The following is a 10,837-nucleotide window of genomic DNA, read 5'->3' on the forward strand; positions in this document are numbered from 1 at the left end:
CGGATTCTATCAAGTTTAAGGAGCATATATGCCTTATCTTTTGCTTACAGGTGCAAGTGGCTACATCGGTTCTCATACTGCTTATTGTCTTTTGAAAAATACAAATTATCATATTCTTATCGTTGATGATTTAAGCACAGGCTTTAAAGAAAACATTGCTTATCTCCAAGAATGCTTTGAGGAGCGAGTGAGTTTTGTGCAAAGCAATATCAACGATATATCCAAAATGCGCACTTTGCTCTTGCACTATAAATTTGAGGCAGTGATTCACTTTGCGGCTTCGCTTATTGTTGGAGAATCTGTGCTCAAACCCCTTGAATACTATACAAACAACACCCTTAATACTACAAATCTTATTGCCTTGTGCATAGAATGCGGCATAACAAAATTTATCTTTAGCTCTACAGCAGCAGTATATGGAGAGCCACATACTTCACTTATCCCTATTGATGAGAATGCCCCACTTTTACCTATTAATCCTTATGGAAGCTCAAAAATGATGAGCGAGCGAATCTTATACGATACTTCACTTGCATTCAAAAACTTTAATTATGTAGCATTGCGATATTTTAATGTCGCAGGAGCGAGTATGGATAACACGCCACAGATTCTCTCAAACCATAAAGGCTTGGGGCAAAGGAGCAAAAATGCTACTCATCTTATCAAAGTCGCTTGTGAGTGTGCTTGTGGCAAAAGAGAATCTATGAGTATCTTTGGCACAGATTATCCCACAAAGGACGGCACTTGTATCCGCGATTATATTCATATTGATGATTTAGCAAGTGCGCATCTTGAAGCTCTTACATTTTTACAGCATACACAAACTTCCAATATTTTTAATGTAGGCTATTGCAAAGGATATAGTGTAAAAGAAGTAATTGATGTTGTCAAAGAAATCAGCGGAATGGATTTTAAAGTTATAGAATCTGCTCGTAGAGAGGGCGACCCTATTGAGCTAAGTGCCAAAAATGAAAAGATTCTCTCCCTTACGCAATGGAAACCAAAATATAATGATTTAAGAGTGATTGTCAAAAGTGCTTATGAATGGGAGTGTTCATTGAAATAAAGGAGGGAAGCAATGAATGAAATATAATGTCTTAGCAATCATTGGAATCTTAATAGTATTTTTTATGATAAAAGGTTGTTCTTATCCTACAAGTTATCGTGCCTTTATCCCTAAGGCTTTAGATTCTGAATATAAGGAATATGAGAGATTATGCGAAATTTCCCAAAAAGGCATTGTTTATTCTCGCCCTTTACCGCAATATATACAAGATTATTATACCCTGCAAGAAAAAAAGACCTTAAGGCAAGATGTTCGTATTAAATCGTTTTGGCATAGTATCACTCACGATATGGTAACTGATACTTTTGTTGAGGGTAATAGTAGCCAAATAGCATTAGCTGTTGAAAAAATAAATAAAAAAGATGATTTAAGTATCAAAAAAGATTTTATATTACTAAAGCCTTATATTTATCAATTATCATTCACCATACAACTTGGCAATACTTATGCTCTCATATCTTCTCTTGTGGATTCTCAAAATGGAACAATATATGCCTATAAGATAAGTGAAGTATTTTATTATACAAATTGGAGGCAAAACCCATTAACAACTTGGGGTTATCCAAGTAAGTATAATATTTATTGTCAAGCAGGTGAGGAGGAAACTATTTTATCCTATAATAATCCTATACAATATCTACATACACTCAAAACAAAAGGTAATGAGCAAGACATATTGTTTATTGAAAAAATTAAAAAGCACTTTGAGGCAAAAAAGATAAAATTGCAAGATTTGCTTGTCCAAGACAAATTAAATAAAGAAATCAACTCATAAAAGGACACTTATGCAAAAGAATAACTCTAAAAACACAAACATATTGTCAAATGCTCACATAGATTCTAAAAGACGCAAAGCTATTAAAGATTTAAGAGACTTAAGCTTACTTGGTGCAGGTAGCATACTAGGATTGCAAATATATAAAGATTTTAAAAGCCATAGCATAGAATCTCTATCCTCTAGTCTTGATACTTCTTTACAATCTCACACATTAGATTCTGCTTCTATTTTAGAATCTAATGCCCTAGATTCTTTGCATTCTCTCTCTCATTCTAATATCCCTAGTGAAATCCTCTCACTCCCTCTCAAATACTTTAATGTGCCACAAACATATACTATGCTTTTAGAATCTAAACTTCCAAGAAATCAAAGAGAAAATCTACTCTATATCGTGCCATTACTTACAAGTAAAGACTTTAAGCATACAATGCCTAGTCTCTATCATCACTATAATGCAGAAAATAATACACATAGCATAATCTATAATGAGACAAGCCAATTCTTACAATATCACTATGACACTTTAGGCTCTTTACTCAAAGACTTGCAATCTCATCATTTTATAGCAAGAGATTATAGAGCATTGAGCCAAGATTCTAACAACCTTTTAGAAAATCTTTTGCAAGAGATGATACAAAATCTCATCATACATAACACAATAAGCCATATTTCTTTAAATGACATACGCAAATACCAAGTGCCAAAGGAGAGTGATTTGTATAAGGAGTTTAAGGCTTTAGAAGAAGATGATAAAAAATCAGCCATTGATGCCTATAATGAAGCCCTAGAAATCTTAGCAGAGTATAAAAATTACTATTTCACTAATACGAGCAATGGAAAAGAAGATAGAAACAAAGCAAGGAGGCTTTTAGAATGCCTTAATGTCATAGGGCAGAATAATATTAGGGCTTTATATGTGGGGACAAGCGAAAGTAGCAAAAAAATGAAACGCCCTAAACTCATAGGTCGTCTAGCCACTACTATCATCATAGAAGATGGCTTGTGGTTAGGATAGATTCTATTTTATAAAAAAGAGAGAAAATGTTTTTATTTAACAAAGAGGACACACAACAAAGAGAAACTAAGAAAGTGAAAGATATTTTTGGCAATGATATAGAGCTGGATTCGAATGGCAATGTGATATTGAAAGATTATAGATTTGATATTCAGACAATTTTTGATGATGAAGTTAAAAAGATTCCTACAACAGATGAAGAATTCTTAAAACAAGATTCATTAAGAGCTACCAAACTCCTTAATGAGACAAATGCCATTTTACAATCCTCTCCATATGCCAACTATAAACCCCTCTACCTAGACCCAAGCCTTAAAACAGGACAGACATCGACACTTTTAGAGTTTAAGGCTTGGAGAGATTTATATCTTAAAGACCCTATAAAAGGGGCTATAGCTCCTTGGACCAGACAAGAAAAAGCCTATTATGAATCTTTACAAACTAAAAGAGAGCGATACCAATACTTAGTAATAAGAAGTGGCTTAAGAAGTGCAGTCATAGATATACCCTTTGATGCTATTGGTGGTGTAGATGAGAGAGGTAGGGTAATAAATCCAGAATATGAAGACATTTTTTATCAAGTAGATAGGAATAAAGAAACATTAAAGTCCTACTTACATAGACAAGAATGGGGCATAGCTGCAGGGATACTAGGGAATCCAGAGTATCTCTCAAGAGATAAGATGGGCTTTCAAGCACGACATATACAGGCTCTTATCTTGCAAATACAGCTTGATGCGACTACTACTAACTTTCTAAATTTAACTAATTTTGAGGCATATATAGAAAATATCGTAGGCTATCAACTATTAGGATTACGCAAAAACCCTTTGCGCCAACAACAGCTCACAGCCCTAGCTAAGAAAATAAAGCCCGATAGATTTGGTATGCTCCCATATATAGATGAAATAATGGGAGTGGATTGGGTAATGGATTTTTCACAATATGATGTCTATGGTGATGTAATCATGGAACTTTATCAAGATGGACTTCCAATAAATAAAGGGTTAGTTGCTAAAGGGCTAATAAAAGATCCAAGAGATACAGATTCTACTAAAGAGAGCAGAGATGAGTTTAGGCAAAAAGCTATCTTTTTAAGTCAAAGAAGAGCTGAAGCTTCAGCGCTCAATTTACCATATCCACCAACAAGAAGTGATGCTCAAACAGAATTAGAATATGATATGATAACACTTTATGCAAAAATTCGTGCAGTTACTCCCCCTCAAGGCTATCCCAATGCTCCCACTTACTATATCCCAGAGTATTTAGATGAACTCTATGAAGCAGGCAAACTAGATAAAAAACTAAATCCCACTATCCCAGCCATATATAGAGAATCTTTCCCACAAGAGTTACGTGATAAAATAGAATGGTATGCTAAAAAGCATCATATTAAATAGAGGTGTAATATACAGCAGGTATATCATAAAAAATATTATTAGATAGAGCAATAAAACGAAATAGAAAATAAAGATAGTTTATACAAAGAGTAATGATATAAGTAGAAATACAAATACTATAAATATAATACAAAGCATACATACCATAGATAAATCATATCAAAGGACACTTATGCAAAAGAATAACCCCAAATTCACAAATACACTCTCAAATACTCTTTTAAACTACTCTCTCTTAGATTCTAGTTTAAATATTAAACTAGAACTCACAAACAAAGAATCTAAAGAAAAACAAGATAAAGCTACAATGCAAAGAGAACAAAAACAACACAAAGAACAATTAAAACCTTTAAGCACTGCTATGCTTCACCCTATACTAGAAGATAATGAGATTAAATGCTCTCACGGAGGAGTAGTGCAATTAAAATCTAATCTAGGCAAAAGTATTCAAGATAAGAATATCCCTATGGTATTAGAAACTGATTTACTCTATAGCTCTATTGTAGGTTGTCCTAATCCTCCTATAAGTGGAGGACCTTGCACACAAGTAGCACTCATACTTCCTCACTCTCGTGGATTAAAAAAACATAATGAAGATTATCCTATAATGCAAGATTTAGTAAGCTCTGGAGTATTCTCTGATAAAGGAGTTCCACTTATTTGCATTCCTAAACCGAATAGTTATAAAAAGATAGCTTAATGAAAAAGATTCTAAAAACTTTTAAAATTTTAAGTTTTATCATTATTCCACCTCTTATCGTCTTTATCTATTTCTTTGGTTGGGGTTGGCTTGTGCCTTACGAATTACAACCGAGTTATTGGCAGTTTAGAAATATGTGTAAATTAAATGAATTACCAAATAACGAGGAAAAGTATAATAAGATTCTAAGTTACTTTGATACAGATTTAGAGAGTTTGGATTGGGAGGAGTTGAATGAGAGAGCTTGGAAAAAAAAAGAAACCGATGGTTGGTATAAAAAAGACATCTTTGAATATCAAACAGCAACAGGTTGGAAACACAAAAACTCACGAATAGAAATGGAAATTGACTTATTTAGTAATGCATCAGAAGTCAATAGGTATAATACAAATGCAATGTATTTCTCTGTCGTGTGGCGCACCAAACGCTACTATCCAGACGGCAATGAAGGCAGTGGATTTTATTGGAGTGAGGGAAGATTAGGTTGTAGTGATATAGTAAAAGAGAATATGACGCCAAAAGGATTCAAAAATGACAAATAAACAACAGATTCAAAAATTAAGAGACAATGCAGAACTTGCAATGGCTTCCTATGGATATTTTCATTTAATCGATAAAAAGTTTAATCATAAAAGCAAAACACGAAAAGATGACTTCATAACCCTCCACGACATCTTGGATTCCACCTACAAAGGCTATGTAACTTCCGAGCATACAACTTTCATTAATCCAGAGAAACTCGATGGCGACTTCACCCCAACCCAAGCAAAAAGATTCTTTGAACGCTATGATTTACTAGAGCATTGCCCCAACACAGATTCAGGATTCTCCGCCACTCTCTTTAAAGATACAAAGGCAGATTCTAAAGATTCAGAATATATCCTCTCTATTCGTGGCACAGAATTTAAACTAGAGCAAATCCAAGATTTACTCAATGATTATTACATAGGCACAAATAATAGTGATATGAATAGAGTGATAGAGCAGTATTTTGATATGCTTCTCTTTTATGAGGAAACTCTCAAGCCTTTACTACGAGAAAAAGGCATTGCAAGGATTAATGTTATAGGACATTCACTTGGTGGCTATCTCGCTCAACTCTTTGCTTTAAGCTATCCGCATAGTATCAATGAAGTTTATACTTACAATGCACCTTTAGAATCTATGAGTCTTGCTTAATGTTAGCCATAATCCTTTTTGTTGTTATTCCTCTAGTTTTGTTTTTTTATTTCAAATACAACATAGGAAGTATTATAGTAATACTTTTTTTTCTCTCTATCTTTTACTACACTCCTTATTCTTTTTATTTAGAGCCGAGTTATTGGCAGTTTAGAAATATGTGCAAATTAAATGAGCTGCCCAATGATGAAAATAAATACAACAAGATTCTAAGTTACTTTGATACAGATTTAGAGAGTTTGGATTGGGAGGAGTTGAATGGGAAGGTAGACACAATGAGTGAGCAACAATATTTTTACTCCCCAAATAAAATAGAATATAAATTTTTCATAGGCAAAATAAAAAACTCAAGATATTCAATGACTGCAAGTTTTTATAGTAATGAAAAGATTTTGAGAAAAGACAATATCACTTTGGCTATAATTCTTGGAAGGTGGCACACGAAGCGTTTTTATCCAGACGGCAATGAAGGCAGTGGATTTTATTGGAGTGAGGGAAGATTAGGTTGTAGTGATATATCAGAATACAATATGAATCCAAAGGAGGCAAATAATGCAAAATAAAATATTAATTAGTAAAATGAAAGATAATGCCGAACTAGCTTGGGCTTCTTATGGATACTTTGACTTGATAGGAAAGAAGTTTAACATTCAAGATATTGAAAATACAGATAGGAAAAGCAATCCGACTATCACCCTCCACGACATTTTAGATTCCACTTATTATGGCTATGAAACAGAAGACAGCTCATTTTTTGATACCCTTAAACTCAAAGGCGAATTTGGCAAGATTCAACTACAAAACTTCTTTGAACGCTATGATTTACTCAAACACTGCCCCAATACAGAATCAAGTGGCTTTAGTGCTACATTTTTTTACAATAAAGAATCTAAAGAATATATCCATTATCCTTTTTTGGTCAAGGTTTCATAATGCTTACAATGCTTTTTATTTTAGGCTTTATTCTAGGTATTATTTGGTTAATATTTCTTTGCATTATTGCAATATTGCTAATCATTAAAATTGTTAGCAGAATTAGACACAAAACAGAATCTCTAAGATTCCAAAAAATACTTTCTTTTCTTTTAAAATCTATTATTCCTTTCTTTTTGGTTTTATTTTTTGTTGGTGGTTGCAGGACTACTTTTGCTAACCCAAAATTTCATTATTGTATTGTTGAACGAATATTAAATAATAACCATTACTGCGAATACACAAATTATGGAATATTTATTGAGGGCAATGAAGGAAGCGGTATGCGAATATACTTTAAGGAAACGAAATAGCAAGGATTTAGAAAATGAACAATAAACAACGGATTAAAAAAATAAGAGACTACGCTGAACTAGCCCAAGCCTCCTACTTTTATTTTGACTTGCTAAAAGATTCTCAAGGTATCCCTAGAAAGATTTATGGATTAGATTCTAATGGCAATAAAATCAAAGATGAAAAATATCCTAGAGGATATAAAGAAATAGAGGTTACTTTAGAACATATAGTAAATAAAAAATATCAAGGACAAGAAGTATTAATAAATCTGCAACAAGGCGATGATATTTTTACAGAGATGAAAAATAGTGCCAAGGAAGTTTTTAACTTTGATAAACTCAATGGCGAATTTGGGGAGATTCAAGCTAAGAATTTTCTTAACAAATACGACCTACTTCATCATCAACCTAACACCCATTCAGGATTCTCTGCTACGCTTTTTAAAGACACAAAAGCAGACTCTAAAGATTCAGAATATATCTTTGCTATTCGTGGCACAGAATTTAAACTAGAGCAAATCCAAGATTTACTCAATGATTATTACATAGGCACAAATAATGACAGAAAAGCAGCCTAGAGTAAAAATAAAAAAGATTCTAAAAATATGTAAAATCTTATTTATTCTTTGGATTATTTATCTTATAGGAATCCCTTTATATTACACTCCTTATGAATTACAACCGAGTTATTGGGAGTTTAGGAAAATGTGTGAATTAAATGAATTGCCAAACAATGAAGAAAAGTATAATAAGATTCTTAAGTATTTTAATACGGATTTAGAGAGTTTAGATTGGGAGGAGTTGAATAAAACTAAAAGAATATCTAATGCCTTTTATAAATTTGAAATATTATCAAGAAACCCACTACCCGATGATAAGTATAGATATGAGTATATAGACAAAAATAGGTTTGTAATAAATAATGCTCCCAAATTTAAAGACATTACTGCTATAATTGTGGAATTTTATACCTTACAGCCGCATATCAATAGAAACAATATAGCCGATATAAAAATATTTGTATCTTGGAATACAAAGCGTTATCGTTACGATTTAAGCTCTACCTCTTATGAGTGGCGTAAAGTGAAAAATTACGAAATATGGTGCGATGACATAGAAAAAGAGATTAATAATGAATAACAAACGACAAATAGAAAAACTTAGAGACAATGCTGAACTAGCAATGGCAGCTTATGGATATTTTGATTTAATGGGTCAAAGGTTTGATAAAAAGATTTTAAAAGATATAGACAGAGAATCGACCCCTATCATTACCCAAACTGACATTTTAGATTCTGTTTATAATGGCTATATCGCAATGGGTAAAAACCGCTGGGGACAAGATATAGAGCTAGGCACACTCAAAGGCGACTTCACCCCCACTCAAGCAAAAAACTTCTTTGATAGATATGATTTACTAGAGCATTGTCCCAATACAGATTCGGGTTTTAGTGCAACTTTATTTAAAGATTTAGGAGAAGTTGATAAAAAAGCCAATACAAGAAAAGCAGTAGATAAAGATTCTCAATATATCCTCTCCTTTCGTGGCACAGAATTAAGCACAAACAAAACAGAGGAAGCAAAAGTAAGTCCAAAGCCTTATAATGAATAAAACAAAAAATATGAAAAAATACTTTAAGTTTAAAAAACACATTTTAATCTTATTGGTTTTATGGATAATTTACCTTATAGGTATTCCTTTGCATTACACTCCCTATGCATTACAACCGAGTTATTGGGAGTTTAAGAAAATGTGTGAATTAAACGAACTCCCTAATAGTGAGGAAAAATATAATAAGATTCTAAGTTATTTTGATAAGAAGCTAGGTGATAGAGATGACTTTCCACATACTAAGCAGTATTCAAGGAGGATAAGATTAAGTTTAGACATATATCCCAATGGAATATCTAGGCTAGATTTTGATAAAATTCAAGATGTATATATTAATGTCAAATGGCAAACATATCATATAGAAACACTAGGCAACGAGGGTAATATGGATTTCAGATTTGACTTTGATAATGAATTGTATTGTGGTTATATTTATAATATACATAATTTGCCAAATAATTTTTTCAAGGATAGGAGAAATGACAAACAAACAGCAAATCAATAAACTTCAGGATATGGCAGAGTTAGCGTGGGCTAGTTATGGATATTTTCATTTAGTGAATGGTAATTTCGATAAAGATATTTTGGAAAAAATTGAAAGGAAAGAAAATCCAACAATAACCTACCAAGATATATTAAATGTAGAATATAAAAATTGCAAAGTGATTGGATTAGATAGGTGGGGTAAAGAAGAGTCTATCGGCAAACTTGATGGCGACTTCTCCCCTCTCCAATCTCAAAACTTCTTTAAAAAATATGATTTACTAGAGCATTGCCCCAACACAGATTCGGGTTTTAGTGCCTCACTTTTTGAAAAATCAAACTATTTGCCAAACAGATGATGAAATTCCGTTGAGATACTGCTCATAAAAAGTGGAGCATAAGAAGTTTTTTCATTTATAAGCGCACAAAATGCCATTATATCTTTTTTTTGAGCAATACATTCAGCGCACATTTTTAGAATCTGCGGAGCATCATCTTTGGGGATATGCTTTGGAGCATTGGAGGGAGAAGTGAAATGTTTATGGATTCTATGCACAAGCGTTTTATTGCTAATTTCTACAATCAGAGAATCTATGGGCATTTTGAAAAACATTAAATTATCGTGCGGGTTAATAGAAATATAGGTTGTATCTACGCCAAACATCTTTGTGCTGTATGAATCAAAAAGATAAAGGCTTTTATTGTAATTATCCTCAAGACTTTCAAGCATTAAATCTAATACCTCAAGCCTCTGTCCAATAGTATAGATATTGCCAATAGGTGAAAATGCGAAGCGTAACAAAGATTCTATACTATACCATTCTATACTTTCAAATCCGTGCTCAAGCATTAATTCATAGCGCATTTTACGCAAATTAATTGCGTGTGGGGTTTGTCCAAATTTGTAGGGAAAGGTAACAATTTTATCACGATATGCGGGTGAGGGAAAACGAGGGTGAATGACAAATCGGCGCTTAGATTCCTTATCTAAAATATACTCTAAACCGCCCTCATAGCCTTTATCAATGATTTTTACCTCACTCTTTGGCACATTTTTAAGCAAAGCGTAAAACTCCTGTTCATCGCACTGCTCCCAAATACTTTCGGGGTAGCGAAAAAAGGTGCTCACTGATTTAAGCACCTCAACAGAGGGTTGCTTTTGCACACTTTTATCAATCCACGAAGTAAGTGTGCGTCTATCTTTTCCAATGATTTGGGCAAATTTTGACACGCTTAATCCTGATTGTTGATAGATGATAATCAATTTTTCTAATGCCCCAAATGCCATATTTTAATCCTTTATGTTCTGATATTCTTTGTTTTAGGCATAAACTGC

The 10,837-nt window shown here is 33.0% G+C and carries 15 protein-coding genes; 14 read left to right on the forward strand and 1 reads right to left on the reverse strand.

Annotation, left to right across the window (positions count from 1 at the left end):
• The first annotated feature begins 28 nt into the window (after nucleotides 1-28).
• The 14 genes from galE (at nucleotide 29) to HH_RS01990 (ending at nucleotide 9,860) form a co-directional block, all read left to right on the forward strand.
• The gene (gene galE / locus HH_RS01920) at nucleotides 29-1,066 is read left to right on the forward strand and encodes a UDP-glucose 4-epimerase GalE (RefSeq protein WP_011115222.1); all 1,038 of its coding nucleotides are present in this window, start codon (nucleotides 29-31) and stop codon (nucleotides 1,064-1,066) included.
• Nucleotides 1,067-1,082: 16 nt separating this feature from the next.
• Nucleotides 1,083-1,841 (forward strand): hypothetical protein, encoded by a 759-nt coding sequence (locus HH_RS01925; protein ID WP_011115223.1) that lies wholly within the window; start codon nucleotides 1,083-1,085, stop codon nucleotides 1,839-1,841.
• A 10-nt stretch (nucleotides 1,842-1,851) separates the two neighbouring features.
• A complete protein-coding gene (locus HH_RS01930) occupies nucleotides 1,852-2,859 on the forward strand; it encodes a hypothetical protein (protein WP_011115224.1) in 1,008 nt (335 codons plus the stop codon).
• Nucleotides 2,860-2,885: 26 nt separating this feature from the next.
• Nucleotides 2,886-4,259: a hypothetical protein gene (locus HH_RS01935; protein WP_011115225.1), complete on the forward strand. Its 1,374-nt coding sequence runs from the start codon at nucleotides 2,886-2,888 to the stop codon at nucleotides 4,257-4,259.
• 172 nt (nucleotides 4,260-4,431) lie between these two features.
• Nucleotides 4,432-4,959 (forward strand): hypothetical protein, encoded by a 528-nt coding sequence (locus HH_RS01940; RefSeq protein ID WP_011115226.1) that lies wholly within the window; start codon nucleotides 4,432-4,434, stop codon nucleotides 4,957-4,959.
• A complete protein-coding gene (locus HH_RS01945; protein ID WP_011115227.1) occupies nucleotides 4,959-5,501 on the forward strand; it encodes a hypothetical protein in 543 nt (180 codons plus the stop codon). The genes HH_RS01940 and HH_RS01945 overlap by 1 nt, the downstream gene beginning before the upstream one ends.
• A complete protein-coding gene (locus tag HH_RS01950; protein WP_011115228.1) occupies nucleotides 5,491-6,138 on the forward strand; it encodes an alpha/beta fold hydrolase in 648 nt (215 codons plus the stop codon). The genes HH_RS01945 and HH_RS01950 overlap by 11 nt, the downstream gene beginning before the upstream one ends.
• Nucleotides 6,138-6,701 carry a hypothetical protein gene (locus HH_RS01955; RefSeq protein WP_011115229.1) on the forward strand — a complete coding sequence of 188 codons (564 nt, stop codon included), beginning with the start codon at nucleotides 6,138-6,140 and terminating at the stop codon, nucleotides 6,699-6,701. Before HH_RS01950 ends, HH_RS01955 begins: the two co-directional genes overlap by 1 nt.
• Complete coding sequence (locus HH_RS01960) at nucleotides 6,691-7,071, forward strand: hypothetical protein (protein ID WP_011115230.1); 381 nt, start codon at nucleotides 6,691-6,693, stop codon at nucleotides 7,069-7,071. Before HH_RS01955 ends, HH_RS01960 begins: the two co-directional genes overlap by 11 nt.
• 367 nt (nucleotides 7,072-7,438) lie before the next feature.
• A complete protein-coding gene (locus tag HH_RS01970) occupies nucleotides 7,439-7,984 on the forward strand; it encodes a hypothetical protein (RefSeq protein WP_011115232.1) in 546 nt (181 codons plus the stop codon).
• Complete coding sequence (locus HH_RS09155) at nucleotides 7,965-8,546, forward strand: hypothetical protein (RefSeq protein WP_011115233.1); 582 nt, start codon at nucleotides 7,965-7,967, stop codon at nucleotides 8,544-8,546. The genes HH_RS01970 and HH_RS09155 overlap by 20 nt, the downstream gene beginning before the upstream one ends.
• Nucleotides 8,539-9,018 (forward strand): hypothetical protein, encoded by a 480-nt coding sequence (locus HH_RS01980; protein ID WP_011115234.1) that lies wholly within the window; start codon nucleotides 8,539-8,541, stop codon nucleotides 9,016-9,018. The genes HH_RS09155 and HH_RS01980 overlap by 8 nt, the downstream gene beginning before the upstream one ends.
• On the forward strand, nucleotides 9,011-9,523 hold the full coding sequence (locus HH_RS01985) for a hypothetical protein (protein WP_050720593.1): 513 nt from the start codon (nucleotides 9,011-9,013) through the stop codon (nucleotides 9,521-9,523). The genes HH_RS01980 and HH_RS01985 overlap by 8 nt, the downstream gene beginning before the upstream one ends.
• Nucleotides 9,498-9,860 carry a hypothetical protein gene (locus HH_RS01990; RefSeq protein WP_011115236.1) on the forward strand — a complete coding sequence of 121 codons (363 nt, stop codon included), beginning with the start codon at nucleotides 9,498-9,500 and terminating at the stop codon, nucleotides 9,858-9,860. The genes HH_RS01985 and HH_RS01990 overlap by 26 nt, the downstream gene beginning before the upstream one ends.
• Here HH_RS01990 and HH_RS01995 read toward each other — a convergent pair.
• Entirely contained in the window at nucleotides 9,842-10,789 is a 948-nt protein-coding gene (locus HH_RS01995) for a hypothetical protein (RefSeq protein ID WP_011115237.1), read from the reverse strand. The genes HH_RS01990 and HH_RS01995 overlap by 19 nt on opposite strands.
• Nucleotides 10,790-10,837 lie beyond the last annotated feature (48 nt).

The sequence above is a fragment of the Helicobacter hepaticus ATCC 51449 genome (genome assembly GCF_000007905.1).
Taxonomy (GTDB): Bacteria; Campylobacterota; Campylobacteria; order Campylobacterales; family Helicobacteraceae; genus Helicobacter_C; species Helicobacter_C hepaticus.

Bases quoted from the DNA above. Each gene is read 5' to 3' on its own strand.
- galE (WP_011115222.1), top strand. From the start codon at position 29: ATGCCTTATCTTTTGCTTACAGGTGCAAGTGGCTACATCGGTTCTCAT.
- HH_RS01925 (WP_011115223.1), top strand. From the start codon at position 1,083: ATGAAATATAATGTCTTAGCAATCATTGGAATCTTAATAGTATTTTTT.
- HH_RS01930 (WP_011115224.1), top strand. From the start codon at position 1,852: ATGCAAAAGAATAACTCTAAAAACACAAACATATTGTCAAATGCTCAC.
- HH_RS01935 (WP_011115225.1), top strand. From the start codon at position 2,886: ATGTTTTTATTTAACAAAGAGGACACACAACAAAGAGAAACTAAGAAA.
- HH_RS01940 (WP_011115226.1), top strand. From the start codon at position 4,432: ATGCAAAAGAATAACCCCAAATTCACAAATACACTCTCAAATACTCTT.
- HH_RS01945 (WP_011115227.1), top strand. From the start codon at position 4,959: ATGAAAAAGATTCTAAAAACTTTTAAAATTTTAAGTTTTATCATTATT.
- HH_RS01950 (WP_011115228.1), top strand. From the start codon at position 5,491: ATGACAAATAAACAACAGATTCAAAAATTAAGAGACAATGCAGAACTT.
- HH_RS01955 (WP_011115229.1), top strand. From the start codon at position 6,138: ATGTTAGCCATAATCCTTTTTGTTGTTATTCCTCTAGTTTTGTTTTTT.
- HH_RS01960 (WP_011115230.1), top strand. From the start codon at position 6,691: ATGCAAAATAAAATATTAATTAGTAAAATGAAAGATAATGCCGAACTA.
- HH_RS01970 (WP_011115232.1), top strand. From the start codon at position 7,439: ATGAACAATAAACAACGGATTAAAAAAATAAGAGACTACGCTGAACTA.
- HH_RS09155 (WP_011115233.1), top strand. From the start codon at position 7,965: ATGACAGAAAAGCAGCCTAGAGTAAAAATAAAAAAGATTCTAAAAATA.
- HH_RS01980 (WP_011115234.1), top strand. From the start codon at position 8,539: ATGAATAACAAACGACAAATAGAAAAACTTAGAGACAATGCTGAACTA.
- HH_RS01985 (WP_050720593.1), top strand. From the start codon at position 9,011: ATGAATAAAACAAAAAATATGAAAAAATACTTTAAGTTTAAAAAACAC.
- HH_RS01990 (WP_011115236.1), top strand. From the start codon at position 9,498: ATGACAAACAAACAGCAAATCAATAAACTTCAGGATATGGCAGAGTTA.
- HH_RS01995 (WP_011115237.1), bottom strand. From the start codon at position 10,789: ATGGCATTTGGGGCATTAGAAAAATTGATTATCATCTATCAACAATCA.